15 protein-coding genes and 5 tRNA genes are annotated in these 17,822 nt (G+C 33.1%); 17 read left to right on the top strand and 3 right to left on the bottom strand.

Going from position 1 to position 17,822, the window contains the following annotated elements; translation table 11 throughout:
• Positions 1-207: 207 nt before the first annotated feature.
• The 12 genes from PMI10_RS16635 to PMI10_RS16585 all read left to right on the top strand — a co-directional run bounded on the left by PMI10_RS16635 (position 208) and on the right by PMI10_RS16585 (position 7,839).
• Positions 208-1,149, top strand: coding sequence for a multicopper oxidase domain-containing protein (locus PMI10_RS16635; RefSeq protein ID WP_238539478.1), 942 nt, complete (start codon positions 208-210; stop codon positions 1,147-1,149).
• 17 nt (positions 1,150-1,166) lie between these two features.
• Positions 1,167-1,595 (top strand): hypothetical protein, encoded by a 429-nt coding sequence (locus tag PMI10_RS16630; RefSeq protein ID WP_007810158.1) that lies wholly within the window; start codon positions 1,167-1,169, stop codon positions 1,593-1,595.
• A 40-nt stretch (positions 1,596-1,635) separates the two neighbouring features.
• Positions 1,636-3,105: a tyrosinase family protein gene (locus tag PMI10_RS16625; protein WP_007810156.1), complete on the top strand. Its 1,470-nt coding sequence runs from the start codon at positions 1,636-1,638 to the stop codon at positions 3,103-3,105.
• Between the two features lie 524 nt (positions 3,106-3,629).
• Positions 3,630-3,827: a hypothetical protein gene (locus PMI10_RS16620; RefSeq protein ID WP_007810155.1), complete on the top strand. Its 198-nt coding sequence runs from the start codon at positions 3,630-3,632 to the stop codon at positions 3,825-3,827.
• A 68-nt stretch (positions 3,828-3,895) separates the two neighbouring features.
• Positions 3,896-3,969 (top strand) — tRNA-Arg (locus PMI10_RS16615).
• A 22-nt stretch (positions 3,970-3,991) separates the two neighbouring features.
• Positions 3,992-4,064 (top strand) — tRNA-Asp (locus PMI10_RS22120).
• Positions 4,065-4,070: 6 nt separating this feature from the next.
• Positions 4,071-4,141: transfer RNA gene (locus PMI10_RS16610), tRNA-His, on the top strand.
• Between the two features lie 5 nt (positions 4,142-4,146).
• Positions 4,147-4,218, top strand: a tRNA-Pro gene (locus tag PMI10_RS16605).
• Between the two features lie 178 nt (positions 4,219-4,396).
• Positions 4,397-4,470: transfer RNA gene (locus PMI10_RS16600), tRNA-Leu, on the top strand.
• A gap of 65 nt (positions 4,471-4,535) precedes the next feature.
• A complete protein-coding gene (locus PMI10_RS16595; protein WP_007810149.1) occupies positions 4,536-5,321 on the top strand; it encodes a hypothetical protein in 786 nt (261 codons plus the stop codon).
• Between the two features lie 827 nt (positions 5,322-6,148).
• The gene (locus PMI10_RS16590; RefSeq protein ID WP_007810146.1) at positions 6,149-7,246 is read left to right on the top strand and encodes a slipin family protein; all 1,098 of its coding nucleotides are present in this window, start codon (positions 6,149-6,151) and stop codon (positions 7,244-7,246) included.
• 47 nt (positions 7,247-7,293) lie between these two features.
• Complete coding sequence (locus PMI10_RS16585; protein WP_007810144.1) at positions 7,294-7,839, top strand: 3'-5' exonuclease; 546 nt, start codon at positions 7,294-7,296, stop codon at positions 7,837-7,839.
• A 57-nt stretch (positions 7,840-7,896) separates the two neighbouring features.
• Here PMI10_RS16585 and PMI10_RS16580 read toward each other — a convergent pair whose 3' ends face one another.
• The gene (locus tag PMI10_RS16580; protein ID WP_007810142.1) at positions 7,897-9,675 is read right to left on the bottom strand and encodes an AMP-dependent synthetase/ligase; all 1,779 of its coding nucleotides are present in this window, start codon (positions 9,673-9,675) and stop codon (positions 7,897-7,899) included.
• 173 nt (positions 9,676-9,848) lie between these two features.
• On the bottom strand, positions 9,849-10,268 hold the full coding sequence (locus PMI10_RS16575) for a hypothetical protein (protein WP_007810140.1): 420 nt from the start codon (positions 10,266-10,268) through the stop codon (positions 9,849-9,851).
• Between the two features lie 334 nt (positions 10,269-10,602).
• On the opposite strand from PMI10_RS16575, the gene PMI10_RS16570 reads away from it, so the two are divergent.
• Together PMI10_RS16570 and PMI10_RS16565 are read left to right on the top strand one after the other, a co-directional pair.
• The gene (locus tag PMI10_RS16570) at positions 10,603-11,307 is read left to right on the top strand and encodes a toxin-antitoxin system YwqK family antitoxin (protein ID WP_007810138.1); all 705 of its coding nucleotides are present in this window, start codon (positions 10,603-10,605) and stop codon (positions 11,305-11,307) included.
• A gap of 138 nt (positions 11,308-11,445) precedes the next feature.
• On the top strand, positions 11,446-12,003 hold the full coding sequence (locus tag PMI10_RS16565) for a DUF4956 domain-containing protein (RefSeq protein ID WP_007810136.1): 558 nt from the start codon (positions 11,446-11,448) through the stop codon (positions 12,001-12,003).
• Between the two features lie 3 nt (positions 12,004-12,006).
• On the opposite strand, the gene PMI10_RS16560 is transcribed toward PMI10_RS16565, so the two are convergent.
• Positions 12,007-13,884, bottom strand: coding sequence for a PEP/pyruvate-binding domain-containing protein (locus tag PMI10_RS16560; protein ID WP_007810134.1), 1,878 nt, complete (start codon positions 13,882-13,884; stop codon positions 12,007-12,009).
• 143 nt (positions 13,885-14,027) lie between these two features.
• Here PMI10_RS16560 and mnmA point away from each other — a divergent pair, with 143 nt between their 5' ends.
• Genes mnmA through PMI10_RS16545 form a run of 3 tightly spaced genes read left to right on the top strand, consistent with a single transcriptional unit; the run spans position 14,028 to position 17,820 of the window.
• Positions 14,028-15,215 (top strand): tRNA 2-thiouridine(34) synthase MnmA, encoded by a 1,188-nt coding sequence (gene mnmA / locus PMI10_RS16555; RefSeq protein ID WP_007810132.1) that lies wholly within the window; start codon positions 14,028-14,030, stop codon positions 15,213-15,215.
• Positions 15,216-15,261: 46 nt separating this feature from the next.
• On the top strand, positions 15,262-16,863 hold the full coding sequence (locus PMI10_RS16550) for a S8 family serine peptidase (protein ID WP_007810130.1): 1,602 nt from the start codon (positions 15,262-15,264) through the stop codon (positions 16,861-16,863).
• Positions 16,864-16,875: 12 nt separating this feature from the next.
• Positions 16,876-17,820 carry an NAD(P)H-dependent flavin oxidoreductase gene (locus PMI10_RS16545; protein ID WP_007810128.1) on the top strand — a complete coding sequence of 315 codons (945 nt, stop codon included), beginning with the start codon at positions 16,876-16,878 and terminating at the stop codon, positions 17,818-17,820.
• Positions 17,821-17,822: the final 2 nt, after the last annotated feature.

The raw sequence follows: 17,822 nt of genomic DNA, 5'->3' as shown, positions 1-17,822 counted from the left end.
TAAGGCGATTTTGTTTTATAAGAAGAAAATTAATTTCAATAAACCGTCATTTTCATTCTCATAAATTCATAGTAGGTTAATTTGAGATTAATTTGGGGTTTTTACTACAAAACGGGTATTTGTACGCATCTTTTAAATTCTAAATAGCTCTAAATTTGAATTTTACTATCAAACAATTGATAATGAATATTAATTTGAATTTAGAAAATGAAAAAAAGGGATAAAATGATACTGGTGTTTTCTTTTTTATTCGTTAGTACATTTTTGTTTTCTCAAAACGAAAGATTAATTATTGGCAGAACAACAGGGAAGTTAGCAGTCAAAAAAAATATAGAGATAAGAACTTTTGGCTTTACAGACTCGCTTTCCGGACAAGTTACTTTACCGGGATCGGATATAGATGTGAAGGAAGGGGATAGTGTGAGTATCGATTTTTGGAATATTTCTCAGGGAAATCCTGTCTCTTTGTTTTGTAAGGAAATTGAATTCGGGCAACGAAACAAAGAAAACGAAGTAATGAAGAAAAAAGAGCCGGTTCATCATATGGAACATGGGTTTTATTCTTTTCTGGCTAAAAAAGCAGGAACCTATCTTTATTATAGTCCGGAAAATTATCCTTTCAATCTTCAGGCAGGTATGTTTGGAGTAATTATTATACGCCCAAAAGAAAATAATTCTTTAGCTGTTAAATCTTTGAATGAAATACTATGGTGTAGTTATGAAATAGACACCAAATGGCATAAGGACGACATTATGGGAACAGAATATGATGTTTCAAACAGACCGGTAATCCTTCCTGAATATAAACCTGGTTATTTCCTGATTAATGGTGAAATAGCTATAAAAAATAAGGGTTTACAATTGTTGGAGCACAAAAAAGAAACTGTGCTTCTTCGTTTGGTTAATTCGGGATTATACCTTCATGAAATACTGTTTCCATCTAATATAAAACTTGAGTTAATCTCTGGAAACGATACTAATATAATAGTATTGTCTAAAGGATATAAAGTACAGCTTCATCCGGGCGAATGTCTTGAATTACTCGTTTTTTTAGAAAATGTAGGGGAGAAAGAACAGGTTAGTTATCATTTTATAGATTCAATTTCAAAAAAGATATGTTACAAGGCTAATATTCCGGTTTTTTATTAAAATTTAAACAAACAATCATGAAAAAAATATTCTTTTATCTCATCATTCTTTTTTCTTTTTCCTGCTCATTTGCACAAAATAAACCTACTTTTTCTGTAGTTGGTAATCCAATAAATAAAGAAAAGTTATTAAAAAATAAACGGCTGGATATTTCTAAAATTAAAGTCGAAAATATCTCTAATAAACCCATATATCTTGTTTGGGAAACAGTATCGAATACATTTCCTAAAGAATGGGATTGTTCTATGTGTCAGCATGGAGCCTGCCAGATAGGAATTCCAAAAGGTTCAGCTTTTAATAAACTAAATGCAGACCAACAGGGATTTATTGCCATTCATGTAATCCCTGTTAACAAATCTGGTAACGGAATTGTGAAATTTAAAATCTATGACAAAGCAAATCCGGATTATGCTAAAATTTTAACCTTTGAAGTCGAAGTGCTTTAATGGAAATAAATAATTCAATATTCACTCAAAAACAAACAAAATGAAAAAAATTACTATTTTATTCTTTATTATTTTGATTTCAGGATTATTCTATGGTCAGGATAAAACTGTGACGAAGTATATTCGTCGGAATGCTAATACGCCCGAAGCGCAGGCTGATCTTGAGGCAATGAATACAGCCTTCAAAAAAATGCGGGAAATGGGCTGTGAGAAAGGTCTTGCGTGGTATTATCAGGGAGCAATACATAATATTCCAAAAGTAATTAATGGGAAAAATGTACTTTGTCCACAATATCAAACAATTAATGATAAGTTATGGGCCTGGAGTGATTGTACACACAATGGTACACAAAATGCTTCTTTGAATTTTCTGCTATGGCATAGATTGTATACATGGTATTTAGAAAAAATTGTTAGGGAATTATCAGGAAAGAAAGATTTTGCTTTACCCTATTGGAATTATGGAAGTGTAGAGGTTACTGATAATATTATGGCAGAGCAAACAAGAAATAAAACAGGTTCTTTGTATGAAGCAGCCAGATATAGTATTCTTAATGATGGAAAACCAATTCTTGCAGATCAGGTTCAGGCAATTCAATTAGCCCTTAATGAATTAAAAACAAATCCTTCATTTGCAGGAGACTATGGATTTAGTAAAAAACTGGAAGGCTCACCTCATGGTTATATGCACAATCTTATAGGTGGAGGTTACGCAAGTCCAAAAGAAACCTATTATAACCAAATATATCAGACAAATATGTCCGGATTAATGGCAAATGTTCCTTCTGCAGGATTTGACCCTATTTTTTGGCTACATCACAGTATGGTTGATCGTATTTGGGAATCCTGGGATGTTTCAGCTTATGGCCAACGTCCTACATTAGAGCAGTTGAAAGCTAATCCCTGGCCATATGAGTTTATAGCTCCAAATGGAGACCATGTTACTTATACGATGGAGGAAGTGTATAATATAGTTTTCAATTTAGATTATAAATATGATAATTTGCTTTATGAACCTAAATCTCCGGTTTTAGTGGCCTCTAATGAATCGAAACTAAAAAGTGGAATCCCATTTCAGGAAAAAGAGAAAATTATTTGGGAACAAAAGGTGGGAAAAACGCTTGGAGAAACAGCTTTTACTCATAAAGTAACCAGTAAATTAGCAAAGAGCACAAATAAAGTTTTTAAAGCCGAAGCAAATTCTAAAATAATACTAAATTTAGATGTAGTAGTTTATAAAGAGCCACAAGACTATTATACGGTTTATCTTCATTATCCCGGAAAAGAAGATCAATATGTTGGAGTGATGACTTTCTTTGGAGTTGCTCATGATCACGGAATGGAAGAAAATCATGCAGTAGGAGAAGATGGAATAAAACTTAATTTCTCTTATTATATTTCGGATGATTTATCGAATTCAGCTAATGATTTCGAAATTATTATAAAAAAGACCGGAGTTGGAGATGCTAAAGTGACGTTGGAAAAAATTAGTGTAGCAAAAGTAAATTAATACAGAAATTAAAAAATATTATTTGCAAAGGAAATACAAGATCCTACAATTTTAAGCCAAATTGATAAAATATTTGCATAAAACAATTACATTTGTTCCCGAAATGAAAACAAAAAACATACATATCAACCTATCAGTAAGACAAAATAGTGATCGTTTAGCAGGATATCTTCCGGCTAATGATTATGGATGTGATATGTGTTTTATAGAATTGAAGTGTAAATTGTAGTTTCAAATTCAACATAAATATAGAAAAGCGTCCCGATATCAGGACGCTTTTTTTGTTTTAAGGCACTTCGACTTCGCTCAGTGTGACATAAAATGATAGAAAAATAACCTTTAACTAAAAATAATTGATCAAATGTTTAATGACTAAACCTAATATTGAAATATAACCTTGAAAAGTAATCTGATGAGAGACAGTCATTTGATACAAAAATAGATCTGCACCAGTATGCGGACAGGGTTTTCTTTGTTTTAATTTTAAGTATAACTATTTGATAATCAATAAAATAATTTTAAAAATGATTTGGATAATTGATTTTTTCGACTTTATCTTTGCCGAAGAAAATCTGAAAACAGAAATTCAAACAACAATAATTTCAAAATATAATATAATAGATAAAATGGCTTTACATAACCACATATACAACACACAACTGCTAAACCCGGGTTTTGATCTTGGACGTTTAACAATACAGGTGCATCAATACAGGCAATAGGATAGTGATATCGTATTGAATTTAGAAAGCACCTTTTAATCGGGTGCTTTTTTTATGCCCAAAAATAAAATTCTATAGCTCAATTGGATAGAGCGTCAGTTTTCTAAACTGAAGGTTGAAGGTTCGAATCCTTCTGGGATTGCAAGTGTTCTCTAGAAGGAACTGGCTCATTGGGGTTACTGGCTAACCTTCCCGACTGTCTCTCGGGAGAAACGGGTTCGACTCCCGTATGAGCCGCAAATGGTGTTTTTAGTTTATTTGGTAAAACCTCGGGCTGTGAATCCGAAGAACAGGGTTCGATTCCCGAAAACACCCAAAACTGGGAAGATAACGGTGGTTGTTTACCCGCCTTGGACGCGGGAGGTCGCAGGTTCGAACCCTGCTTCCCAGACAAAATGGAAATACGCTAAAGCTTGGAGAGTTAGGGCGGTCTGAAATGGAATTTTTTCATTCAGCGAAACCAAAAAAACAATAAAATGAAGAGCTAAAAACCGTTGTCTTTTGACTGAGTAGGTTCGAATCCTACTATTTCCACAAATTTCAGGTTTAATCCTGAGGATGAATTAAATGCAGGAATGGCGGAATTGGCAGACGCGGCTGACTTAGGATCAGTATTTTGAGAGTTCGAGTCTCTCTTCCTGTACAAACAAGGAGTTAGTTCCGATTGAATCGATTCCATAAATGAAGTCTAATTTAAAAACAATGATTATGAAACAAGATTACAATAGAATAGCACTAGTTGGTATTGAACAGGAAGAATATGACATTATAAAAGCAAATTATTCTGGACATATTATCTGGCATCAATCTATTCCAAAAATTGTTGTTAAAGATGAAGTTCTTTATATGGAAAAAGCTAATGGAATTGGAATGCTACCAGTAGATAAAGTAGTTTACTACGGGATATATGACAATGATTTTGATTTTATTTCAGGTTTAGCAATCTGGCGAGGTGCTTGTTATCCTAACGCTGCAGCTATGCTCGATTGCAGATTTAAAATTCCGTGTTTGGTAAAAGCTTTGTCTCTTTCAAGATTCAGTGCTCCTCGTGGATTTATAAGTGGAGGTTCTTCTGTTAACGTTAACGAAGATAGTGTTGCAAAATGGGGGAATTGGCATTGCGGTGAAAACAAACATCGTTTTATCGGAGAATGGGAAAGTGAATTTACAGCGACAATTGAACCTTATTTTGAAGGTGAAGCAGTTCGTATCATGATGATTGGTGATGTCTATTGGCAAATTAAATTAGAAGGTGATTCATGGTTAAAATCTATTCATCCTGATGATGCTGGTTTTATGGATGTCGATTCTGAATTACTTGCTGATACTTTGCATATTAAAAATGCTTTAAATATGGATATGATTGGAAATGACTACATCGTTGCAAAAGATGGAACGAAATATTTATTAGAAGTAAATCATATTCCTAATATAACACGATTTGATGAGATTAGACAAGCTTATTTGTCGACTGTAATTGAATGGGTAAATTAAATCATTGCGCTGCGCGGAATCATTGCGTAGTGTAATTTGAATATTTGTTCAGGAAATAAAAAAGAGTTCTTTAAAAATAAAATACATCAAAGGAAACTTTGAATTTAAAATATCAAACAAGTCCGGTTGCGTGTTTCTGTATAGCACCATTGTAGGGAACTTTCCGCGAAAGCGAATTATGTTTTTCTATGCAGCTTGATTTGGAGGTTTTGAAAGTTTTCCAAAAAACTATCGCACCACTCTATGGGTCATGGGTTCGATTCCCATTCGCAGCAATGTGATAGCTCAGTCTGGTTAGAGCAATAGAAAATTTGCAGGTTCGAATCCTGCACCAATCCTAAAGGGTTGGTTGGACGAACGGTAAGTCAACAGACTGAAAATCTGTATTTCAGAGCGCATCACTCTTTAAAGATGCTCATGAAAAAACTGATTTGTCTTTGTCAGTGAAACCAGGATTTGGGGATCCAAAATTTCACACTCATGATAAAACCAGTGCAAATAGAAATGTATTTTGAAATACTCTTTTTTCTTTTCGGTTTGATTGTTTTGGTGATTTTTTTAGAATTTAGAATCACTTTTTCAAAATAAAACTAGAAAACAAATTGTGTAAGCAAACCACATACTATTCGTCCGTTTTTCTCAGAGGAGAAAGACAAGGAGGTTTTTTATAAAGAAAGTTATAAGTCAAATCTTAGAAGTGTAACGTTTGGACTTTAGAAATAGAAAACAAGAAAATAGATTTAAGAGAATAGAATAAAGAATATAGGTTTTTATCGGTTTCATAACTTGAAACCTCAACAAAGAAGAAAACCTGAAACAAAAAAATTATGATTAAGAGAATTAAAATTGAGGCTTACCAAGTAGGTTTGGTATTCGAAAACAAGAAGTTAGTTACCGTATTGGAAGAAGGATTGCAGTGGATTTTTGGAAACAAAAATGTAATGATTTATGATATGAATGCATCATTTCAGGCACCATTTGAATTAAATATTTTGTTGCAGAATGAAGTGCTGGCTTCTATGTTGGATATTGTTGCCGTTGGCGATAATGAAATTGTTTTGCAATTCGAAAACGGAAACTTTAAACGTGTTTTAGCTGCAGGCAGATATACATTTTGGAAAGGAATTGTAAATAATGAATTCATAAAAGCAGATATTTCTAAAATTGAAATCACAGAAAAAATTTCAGTGAATTTATTAGAGAATCCACAATTGAGATTATTTACAAGAAAATACATTGTTTCCAGCAACGACAAAGCATTGTTGTTTGTAAACGGAACTTTTGTGAAAGAGTTAAAAGCCGGAACACATTACTTTTGGAATAACGCCATTACGATCGAAGTCAAAACGGTTGATGCAAGACAACAGCAAGTAGAAATTTCAGGTCAGGAATTGTTAACGAAAGATAAAGCAGGATTGAGAATCAATTTCTTTGTGAGATACCAGGTTGTTGATATTATGAAAGCTTTAGTAGATAACAAAGACTTTGAGAAACAATTGTATGTTGCGATGCAATTGGCTTTAAGAGCTTTTGTGGGTGGATTGACTTTGGATGAACTATTGTCTAAAAAAGACACGATTGCCGAAGCGATTTTAGCTGAAGTAAAAACCAAAATCAACGAGTTGGGATTGATTGTTTCTGATGCCGGAATTAGAGACGTTATCTTGCCGGGTGATATGAAAGAAATCATGAATCAGGTTTTGGTTGCCGAGAAAAAAGCACAGGCCAACAGCATCATGAGAAGAGAAGAAACCGCTGCAACCAGAAGTTTATTGAACACAGCCAAGCTGATGGAAGAAAACGAAATGTTGTGGAAATTGAAAGAGATGGAATACGTAGAAAAAATTGCCGATAAAATTGGTGAAATTACAATTTCAGGAGGCGGAAACGTCATTGGTCAATTGAAGGAAATCTTCGTGAAGTAAAAAACTCTTTGAGAAAGAGAATTATAAAATATTTAAAAAATAAAAAAATGAAAACTACAGATAAAATTATTATTATCGATTTAGAAGCCACATGTTGGCAAGGTATGGTTCCCAAGGGACAGGAAAATGAGATTATTGAAATTGGTTTAGCTGTTTTGGACGTCGAAACAGGCGAAATTACGAAGAACCAAGGGATATTAATAAAACCGCAGCGTTCGAGTATTAGTCCGTTTTGTACAGAATTAACGACTATTACACAAGATTTATTAGACGAAAATGGCGTAAGTTTTGAAGAAGCTATTGAACAACTGGTTGATGAATATCAGCCTGATTTATACACTTGGGCAAGTTACGGTCAGTACGATCTTAATATGCTTAAAAAACAAAGTAAGTCGTTTGGAATTCCGTATCCAATGGGAGATGAGCATATTAATGTAAAAGTAACTTTTGCCGAGAAATTTGGTCTATTAAAATCAACCGGAATGAATGGTGCTTTGCATTTATTGGATATTCCGCTGGAAGGAACACATCACCGCGGAATTGATGATGCAAAAAATATTGCCAAAATTTTAAATTGGTGTTTGCATAATTAAGAAAACGGCTGTCACATAAGACAGCCGTTTTCCGTTGGTATATATTATTCTGATTTATTAATTTTGACCGTAGATTTTAGCATAAAGATCTTTGTAGATTTCTTTAATGATTTTACGTTTTAATTTTAAAGTAGGAGTAAGCTGTCCGCCATTGATTGACCAAACATCCGGGGTAAGTTCAAAACGTTTGATTTTTTCCCAATGACCAAACTTTTCATTTATACCTTCAATTTCTTCGTCAATACGTTTAATGACTTCCTTATTAGCAATTATTTCTTCATTTGTACTGCCCAGTGTTATTTTATGAATTTTTGCCCACTCTTTTACAAATTCAAAATTAGGCTGAATAAAAGCTGACGGCATTTTTTCACCTTCACCAATAACCATGATCTGCTCAATAAAACGAGATTGTTTCATGGCATTTTCAATAAGCTGAGGTGCAATGTATTTTCCACCGGAAGTCTTGAACATTTCTTTTTTACGATCGGTAATTTTTAGGAAACCTTCGCTGTCAATTTCCCCGATATCTCCTGTGTGGAAATAACCATCCTGCAAAGCTTCGGCTGTTTTTTCGGGATCTTTAAAGTAACCTAACATTACGTTTGGTCCTTTGCAAAGGATTTCTCCATCCTGAGCAATTTTAACTTCAACGTTGCGAATCACTTTTCCAACAGTTCCAATCTTGAAACCTTTATTTCTCTGATCATTTACAGCAATTACCGGCGAAGTTTCAGATAAACCGTAACCTTCCATAACCGGGATTTCAGCAGCAGCAAAAACCCTGGCTAACCTTGGCTGTAAAGCGGCGCTTCCGGAAACCATCAAATCCAGATTGCCTCCTAAACCTTCTTTCCATTTGCTGAAAATCAATTTTCTGGCAATTTTTAACTGAAATTCATACCAGGCACCATTGGCACCGTAAGGCTCATATCTTAAACCTAAATCGATAGCCCAGAAAAATAATTTTTTCTTGATTCCTGTCAGTTCAGCCCCTTTTGCATAAATCTTATCGTATACTTTTTCCAGAAGTCTTGGAACTGCTGTAATAACTGTTGGACGAACTTCTTTTAAGTTATCACTAATTTTATCAATAGATTCTCCAAAATAAACAGAAACGCCATAATACTGATAGATGTACAAAATCATTCTTTCGAAAATATGGCAAATAGGAAGAAAACTTAAGGCCGTACTTTTTCCGGCATCAAAAGGGATTCTTGGTGCACTGTCCAAAACATTCGAAACAATGTTTTTGTGCGAAAGCATAACACCTTTTGGTCTTCCGGTAGTTCCCGAAGTATAAATAATAGTAGCTAAATCTTCTTCTTCAATACTGTCTTTTATGGCTTCAACTTCAGACTGATTACTTTCATCCGCACCCAAAGTCAATAACTCTGACCAATGTTTGCAGCCTGCAATTTCATTAAAAGAATAAACTTCTTTTAAAGTCGGTACATTTGCTTTGATTGCATTTACTTTTTGAAGCACTTCTTCATCAGAGACAAAACAGTAAATACTACCGCTGTGATTTAAAATATATTCGTAATCTTCTTCAGCAATCGTTGGGTAAATTGGAACGTTTTGTACTCCCATTTGTAAAATACCAATATCCATGATATTCCACTCTGTACGGTTATTAGAAGTGATTAAGGCAATTTTGTCATTTTTTTGAACGCCCATACGCAGCAATGCTCTTGAAACTGCATTGGCTTTAGCAATATATTCATTACTGGATGTTTTTTCCCAAACCCCATTTTTTTTGGTCGCTAAGGCAACCGGAAGATTGTAAGTTTCTTGTTGATAATAAGGAAAATCAAAAAGGCGTGTGATTGAAACCATTTATGTGATATATTGAATTTTACTGCAAATTAAATAAAAAATAGGTAAAATTTTTATTTTTGTAAAATAAAATGGTGAAATTTTGAGTTAGTATTTAAATTCAACGAAAACGTTTTCATTTTAGCAGTAAATTTTTCTCAAATGATAATGAGTTTTAATTTGCCAACGGTGTTTTAATCGTCATATTCTTTGACTCTTTCTCCCATAAGATACATTTTTTTCTTATTGAAATGGATAGAGAATTGGGTATGAACCCAACCTTCATTATCATTTGTTTTATACCAGAATGTATACGAAGCACTATTGAAACCTGCTTTAAAAATTGGAATTCCTTCCTCTGAACATTCAATTCCCCATGCTATGTTTTTTTTAGTTAAATCGTCATGCTGAAAAATTCCTGTTCCGTCCGGGTTTAATACAATAGTAGGTTCCTTTTTTTCTGCCGAAAAATAAATTCCGATAACAGGATAGCCAATAGTAGTCGTAATAAAATGGTTGTTAGTCTTATAGGTAATTTCTTCAACTTTAACTTGTGCATGTAATTGTGTAACACCAAGAAAAAGTGTAAGCAGGAATAGGTTTAAAAATTTCATTAATGTGCAGATTTTATCGTTGGGGTTTAATAATAATTTTTGCAGTTTTTTTTCCTGCGAATATAGTTTAAATTGTAAAATGTATTATAACTTATTAAAACCTTTTTTGTTTTTATTTTATTAAAAAAATGATTGAAATCACTCGAAAGTTTACCCCGATAATTTAGATTTTTTTAAATTTGATTTCTTAAAATTGGATAGTTTTACAAGTAATTTTTAGTCGTTCATGTTTGATGAATACTTTACAGATAAAATAAATTATGTTTCTCTTTAAATGGTCATACATTTGCAATACTAAAAAGCAATATTTGTTGTTATATAGAAAAAAGAAAATATGAAGAATTTTTGGATTTTGTTTTTAATAAGTGCAATGGGTTTTGCGCAGGATTCTAATAAAGTAGATACCAAAGGAAAAAAAGATGGTCTTTGGAAAGGTACTTATGAAGTTTCTAAACGACCTCGTTATGAAGGTACATTTAATCATGGAAAAGAAACCGGGATTTTCAAATTTTTTGATGATACTAAAAAAGGAGATGTTATAGCGACACGTGACTTTAGTGCTAATGATGGAAGTGCCTATACGATTTTTTATGACCAAAAGAAAAACAAGGTAAGCGAAGGCAAAGTCATTGGAAAGAATTATGAAGGGGAATGGAAGTATTACCACAAAGCTTCTACTGCTGTAATGACAATCGAAAATTATAAAAACGGAAAATTAGAGGGACTTAGGACTGTATATTATCCAAATACTAAAATTGCAGAAGAGATGACGTATAAAAATGGTATTAAGGATGGAATCTATAAAAAAACAGCAGTAGACGGAACGCTGTTAGAGCAGTCAACATACAAAAATAATGAGTATAACGGGGATGCGGTTTTTTATGATTCAGACGGAACTATTGCTTCTAAAGGAAAATTCTTAAATGGAAAGAAAGTGGGAATGTGGCAATTTTTCACAAAAGGGGTGTTGAAAAAAGAAGTGAATATGAGTGATCCAAAAAGCAATTACCAAGCCGATTCTAAACCTAAAATGGAATAATTTTTCTTTAATTATCATCAATTTAAAGGTGTAACTAACTTAAAAATTGAGATGTAATTTATATAATAATCTGCTCAAAATAAATAAAAAGGCAACGGATAAAATGATTAAATTTGATTTCTTAAATAATTAAGATAAATGGATTTAAACGAGCTTTCAGGGAGATTTTTATTATTGTTTTTTTCAATTCTGATTCTTTACTTTTTTTCGAACAGAAAGGATAATGAAACTATAAATCCCTTGATGGTTATTGTCGGTCTTTGTACTTTTTCGCTCTGTTATTTGTTTACAAAAATTGAAATTGGAGTAGGAATTGGCTTCGGATTATTTGCCATTTTTTCTATTCTGAGATTTAGAACACAATCGTTTACCGTAAACGCAATTATCTTTCTCTTTGCTACGATTACGCTTTCTATTTTGGATATTATGTATCCGTATGAAAAAATAGAAGTTCTCTTGTTCTTTCAGATCATTATAATTGGTTTCTATATCATTGCTTCGTTAATAGTAAACAAAAAAGCAACAAAATACCTGAATACTGTCGGCTTGAAAATTGTTTTAGAAAATGATTTTACTTTAGACAATCAAAATATCAGAAGATCTGTTCAGGAAAAAATTAATATTGAGAATTTTGATTTTAAAATCCTTAATATTAATACTGTTTCAAGTGAAATTGATCTTTTGGTTTTATACTAAAAATTATTCATTAAAAGGGCGTACTTGTTTGATATATAAATCTCTGTTTGCCCCAACAATCTTGAACTCAATATCTACGGGATGGAACAGGTTTTTTCTCCAATAGCGATACATTTTGCTTTCAATTTTTTTACTAACCAGGAAAAGATTACCAATCTCTTTTCTGGTCAGTAATGGCTCGTTATTATTCAGGTTCGAGTTAGAAGTATAATCTACATCAAAATCATCAGTATCAGTTCCCGTATTAAAATGATATATAACAAATTGTTCGCAGACTTCTCCTTTTGCAGGTTTAACAACAGAGTTTTCTCCTTTCTGGATATTTACTGTAATTCCTGAAAAATTTTCCCTGAAAATATTTTTTGTGATTATTACGCCATTAGCCAATTCATCAGGAAAAGACCGATGTACTAAAACTCCCATGGCAATACTCTGCTGATCAATTCCAAACAGTTCTCTTTCCATATATGAACTTTCATTCCATGCACTTGCCCAAACCTGTTTAATAACTTTTTCAAAAGTTTTTATACTATCACCCATAATTCCTGTTTTAGAATCATATAATCCGGCACCATTAAAATCATCCATATCTTCGGCATTGGTAGAAGATCGAAATCTGAAATTTTTGAAAGGCGCATTTTTAAAAGCCTGATTTAGTTTTGCAATTAACTCAGTATTGATTGGCTCTTTTTTAATTGCATCACGTATTTTTTTTAATTGTTTATTAATCCACTGTGCAGAATCTTTATGCGGATAAGTTAAAAGTTCCTGTATTAAAGGCGAAATAGATTTTTTTTGAATGTGATTGGTGTAAAAATGAAATGGAATCGCATGAGCATTTTCGGGTGTTTTAAACGGAATTTCTTTTGAAATTGCGATCAAATACGACATATTTTGTGCCTTTGATCCAATAGAATTGGCTCCTTTTTTTGGAATTTTAGATAAATCTACCAATTGGGTTACGGTGTTATCAACGATTAATTTTTTCTTTTTCTTAATTATTTTTTGGGTTATTTTTTTATTGGATTCTTTGATGTAGAATGTGTCCACAGAAATTTTTAATTCTACTTTTTTAGAAATTAACTTTTTGATATTTGAATCCTTAAAAACAGTTGTGTAAGCCATAATCGGAATCTTTCTGTTTTTTCCTAATAGCACTAAATGACTCAGCGGAGTCTGCAGTTCATTTACAATAATTCCTCTTACGTTTGGTAAAATATCAGGAGTTCCATCCAAAATAATAATTTCATCAGGATCAGGAGTTGTGTTTTCTAAATCCTTGACCTTATATTGTTTTAAAATTCCAACATTGCGCCCGGAAACGACTTCCTGATAGGTAATTTCACTAAAAATATAATTAGATTTTACACATGGAATTTTAAATTTATTCTCTTGAAACCATTCAATTTTTTCAGAATTGTTCAGGTAAAATTTTAAATCTTTGCCAATAAAAGTAGATTGTACGATTAAGTTGTAAAAGCGTTCTATTAATAAAATTGGCATATGATCTGAAGCAGCGAGTTCGAAAATCCATTTCTCAGTTCCTTTGATGTGATTCAGATTTCCTAATAAAAAATCTCTCCCTTTTTCTGTATTGCTGTAATTGTCATTATTAAAAACTTCCAAACCTTTACTGTATCCTAAATTATCAGTGACAAAATCATAATGCAAACGGATCAGACTGCTATTGAAATAATACATTTTTTGTCTTCTCAGATCATAAATAACTTTTACCGATTCGATATTAGAAAATTTGTCGGATAAAGGTTTTCCCTTAAAGGCTTTATAATCCTCATAGTTAGGTAAGTTCGGCTTGTAACTTTGTGCATTTAAAGCGGTAAAAAGGATAAGGAAAATAAAACTGTAAATCTGTTTTGACATGATGTTTTTATTGGAGATTAAAAGTAAATAAAAAAAGCAATAAGTTTTATCTACCGCAGGATTATATAAACTAATCAAAAGCATTATAAATATCTGGAATTTGGTTTACCTTTGCACCCTTGTAAAAATATAAACGAGTTAAAATGAAACGTGTAGTTGTTGGACTTTCCGGAGGTGTAGATTCGAGTGTTGCCGCTTACTTGCTGCAGCAGCAAGGATACGAAGTTATTGGCCTTTTTATGAAAAACTGGCATGATGATTCGGTTACTATTTCTAATGAATGTCCTTGGTTAGAAGACAGTAATGATGCTTTATTAGTAGCTGAAAAACTCGGAATACCGTTTCAAACTGTTGATTTGAGTGAAGAATACAAAGAAAAAATCGTTGATTATATGTTCAATGAATACGAAAAAGGGAGAACTCCAAACCCTGATGTACTTTGTAACCGTGAAATCAAATTTGATGTTTTTATGAAGATTGCCTTAAGTCTTGGTGCCGATTATGTCGCAACAGGTCATTATTGTCAGAAAAGTGAAATCGAAGTTGATGGTAAAACTGTTTACCAATTAATTGCCGGAGCAGATACTAATAAAGATCAATCGTACTTTTTATGCCAGTTATCGCAAGAGCAATTAGCAAAATCATTGTTTCCGATTGGTGCTTTAACCAAACCCGAAGTTCGTGAAATTGCTGCCGAAATGGATTTGGTAACTGCCGAAAAGAAAGATTCTCAAGGATTATGTTTTATTGGAAAAGTACGTTTGCCGGAATTTTTGCAACAAAAATTGCAGCCTAAAGAAGGCAAAATTGTTCAGATTGATAAAAACGATCCAATTTATACTATTGAAAAACCTCAAGGTCTTTCTCTGGAAGAAGAATTGAAATTAGAAGCTCAAAAACTTGATTATCTTCCAACAATGGGAAAAGTTGTAGGGAAACATCAGGGAGCTCATTATTTTACAATCGGACAGCGAAAAGGACTGAATGTAGGCGGAACAACAGATCCGTTATTTATCATTGCCACAAATGTTGAAACCAATACGATTTATACAGGATTAACAAGCCAGCATCCGGGATTGTTTAAAAAAGCATTATTTATAGAAAAATCCGAGGTACACTGGATTCGAACTGATTTGACTTTGAAAGTTGGAGAAAGTATGGAGGTAATGGCGAGAATTCGTTACCGCCAGCCATTACAAAAAGCAATTTTATACCAATTCAAAAACGGAATGTACGTTCGTTTTGATGAACCACAATCAGCTATAACCGAAGGTCAGTTTACTGCCTGGTATTTAGAAAATGAATTAGTTGGTTCGGGAGTAATTTCATAGCTTTATACTTTTTTACAAAGGCTTTTGCTTTTAAAAATAAGCTGCTATGAAGATAAATTACCTATTTTTTTTCTTATTAATTTCTACTGCGATGTTTTCGCAGGAAGATGCCTGGGTGTATTTTAATGCCAAACCAAATGCACAAACCTATTTGGATTCACCTTCTTTAATGCTTTCCCAGCGGGCTCTCGACAGAAGAACAAATCAAAATATTGCTTTAAGTTTTTCCGATGCTCCTTTGGAAACAATCTATATTGACCAGATAAAATCGAGCACCGGAATTACTGTTATGGCTCAATCTAAATGGTTGAATGCACTTCATATTCGAGGAACTCAGGTAAATATTTTAGCATTAAAATCAATTTCATTTGTTGATAAGGTAATTTTTGCAAATAAAGCATTAAACACAACTTCAAAAAAGGTTCGTGAGAATCAAATTGTAAAAACGAATGATAAACTCGAAACTACAATTGACTATGCTTACGGAACTTCTGCAAATCAGATTCAGATGCTTAACGGGCAAGTTCTCCATCAACAAAATTATACAGGTTCGGGTAAAATAATTGCAGTTTTAGATGCCGGTTTTCCGAATGTTAATACCGCACAGCCTTTTCAAAATCTAATAAATAATAACCGAATTTTAGGAGGTTATGATTTTGTTTCCAGAAACACAAACTTTTATGCAGGCGATGATCATGGTACGATGGTACTTTCAACAATGGGGGGCTATAAAGAAAATGCTTTGATAGGAACAGCTCCGGATGCGTCCTATTATTTGTTTATTACCGAAAATGATGCGTCAGAAAATCCGGTTGAAGAATCACTTTGGGTAGAAGCAGCTGAAAAAGCAGATAGTTTAGGTGTTGATATTATTACCACTTCACTGGGTTATTTTGGTTATGATAATGCCAATTATAGCCACACATATAGCGATATGAATGGAATAACTAATTTTATTTCGCGTGGTGCCGAAATTGCTTTTAGTAAAGGAATAATCGTCGTTGCTTCTGCAGGAAATGAAGGTAATCAAACTGAAAAACATATTGGCGGACCTGCGGATGCCGTTTCGGTAATTACTGTTGGAGCAGTTACAGCAGCTAAAGTAAGATCCAGTTTTAGTTCAATAGGTCCAAGTTATGATGGAAGAATAAAACCTGATGTTATGGCACAAGGTACGGCGGCTGTAGTTTCGAATACTTCGGGCAATATTGTTACTATTAACGGAACTTCATTTTCATGTCCGATTATGGCTGGAATGATTGCTTGTTTATGGCAGGCTTTTCCAACAAAAACAAATCAGGAAATCAGGGATATGGTCATTCAATCCTCAGATAAATATTTAACTCCTGATAACAATTATGGTTATGGAATTCCTAATTTTGGTACTACTTTAGGAATTACAACTTTTGAGAATAAAGATTTTATAGTGTATCCGAATCCTGCCAAAACCTCAATATCATTTTTATTTTCAAATGAAATAAATGATGCTTTAGTTTCAATTTATTCAATTTTAGGACAGAAAGTAATTGACAAAAAAATTACAAGTCAAAATCCAAATCTTTCAGTAGAATCATTAAAAAGCGGACTCTATTTTTATATTTTTGACACCGATGGTTTACACAAAACCGGAAAGATAATCAAACAATAACAGCATTTTTGAATGAATAAAATCACACAGCTTTTCAATATAAAATATCCAATCATTCAGGGCGGAATGATTTGGAACAGCGGTTATAAACTGGCATCAGCCGTAAGTAATGCAGGAGGTTTAGGTCTTATTGGTGCAGGTTCCATGTACCCGGAAGTTTTGAGAGAACATATTCAAAAATGTAAAATAGCAACTAATAAACCGTTTGGGGTTAATATTCCGATGTTGTATCCAGACATCGAAGAAATAATGAATATTGTAGTTAATGAGGGTGTAAAGATCGTTTTTACTTCGGCAGGAAATCCTAAAACCTGGACTTCATTTTTAAAAGAAAAAGGGATTACGGTTGTACATGTTGTCAGCAGCAGTGTTTTTGCTTTAAAAGCGCAGGAAGCCGGTGTTGATGCAATTGTGGCTGAAGGTTTTGAAGCGGGAGGTCATAACGGACGTGATGAAACAACTACGCTAACATTGATTCCGATGGTGAAAGAAAAAATTCGGATTCCAATAATTGCAGCAGGAGGAATTGCTACAGGAAGAGGAATGCTGGCCGCCATGATTTTAGGTGCTGATGGCGTTCAGGTCGGAAGTCGTTTTGCTGCTTCGGTTGAATCATCGTCCCATGATAATTTTAAACAAAAAATTATTAGTCTAAATGAAGGTGATACTCAATTAACCTTAAAAGAATTAGCACCAGTCAGATTGATTAAAAATAAATTCTATCAGGATGTTCAGGATCTATATGAAAAATGCCCTTCAAAAGAAGATTTGGCACAACTTTTAGGCAGAGCAAGGGCAAAAAAGGGAATGTTTGAGGGTGACATGGAAGAAGGAGAACTTGAAATTGGACAAATTGCAGGATTAATCCACGAAATTTTGCCGGTTGAACAAATTATTAAAGAAATGATATCCGATTTTGAAATTGCCAGCCAGGAAAAAACTAAATTTGAGTTTTAAAG

The organism is Flavobacterium sp. CF136, from assembly GCF_000282055.1.
Lineage (GTDB): Bacteria > Bacteroidota > Bacteroidia > Flavobacteriales > Flavobacteriaceae > Flavobacterium.
The sequence above is the reverse complement of the archived record's forward strand: the minus strand, read 5'-3'. Positions and strand labels throughout refer to the sequence as shown.

Coding starts and splice junctions, on each gene's coding strand:
- PMI10_RS16635 (WP_238539478.1), top strand. CDS start 208: ATGAAAAAAAGGGATAAAATGATACTGGTGTTTTCTTTTTTATTCGTT.
- PMI10_RS16630 (WP_007810158.1), top strand. CDS start 1,167: ATGAAAAAAATATTCTTTTATCTCATCATTCTTTTTTCTTTTTCCTGC.
- PMI10_RS16625 (WP_007810156.1), top strand. CDS start 1,636: ATGAAAAAAATTACTATTTTATTCTTTATTATTTTGATTTCAGGATTA.
- PMI10_RS16620 (WP_007810155.1), top strand. CDS start 3,630: ATGATTTGGATAATTGATTTTTTCGACTTTATCTTTGCCGAAGAAAAT.
- PMI10_RS16595 (WP_007810149.1), top strand. CDS start 4,536: ATGAAACAAGATTACAATAGAATAGCACTAGTTGGTATTGAACAGGAA.
- PMI10_RS16590 (WP_007810146.1), top strand. CDS start 6,149: ATGATTAAGAGAATTAAAATTGAGGCTTACCAAGTAGGTTTGGTATTC.
- PMI10_RS16585 (WP_007810144.1), top strand. CDS start 7,294: ATGAAAACTACAGATAAAATTATTATTATCGATTTAGAAGCCACATGT.
- PMI10_RS16580 (WP_007810142.1), bottom strand. CDS start 9,675: ATGGTTTCAATCACACGCCTTTTTGATTTTCCTTATTATCAACAAGAA.
- PMI10_RS16575 (WP_007810140.1), bottom strand. CDS start 10,268: ATGAAATTTTTAAACCTATTCCTGCTTACACTTTTTCTTGGTGTTACA.
- PMI10_RS16570 (WP_007810138.1), top strand. CDS start 10,603: ATGAAGAATTTTTGGATTTTGTTTTTAATAAGTGCAATGGGTTTTGCG.
- PMI10_RS16565 (WP_007810136.1), top strand. CDS start 11,446: ATGGATTTAAACGAGCTTTCAGGGAGATTTTTATTATTGTTTTTTTCA.
- PMI10_RS16560 (WP_007810134.1), bottom strand. CDS start 13,884: ATGTCAAAACAGATTTACAGTTTTATTTTCCTTATCCTTTTTACCGCT.
- mnmA (WP_007810132.1), top strand. CDS start 14,028: ATGAAACGTGTAGTTGTTGGACTTTCCGGAGGTGTAGATTCGAGTGTT.
- PMI10_RS16550 (WP_007810130.1), top strand. CDS start 15,262: ATGAAGATAAATTACCTATTTTTTTTCTTATTAATTTCTACTGCGATG.
- PMI10_RS16545 (WP_007810128.1), top strand. CDS start 16,876: ATGAATAAAATCACACAGCTTTTCAATATAAAATATCCAATCATTCAG.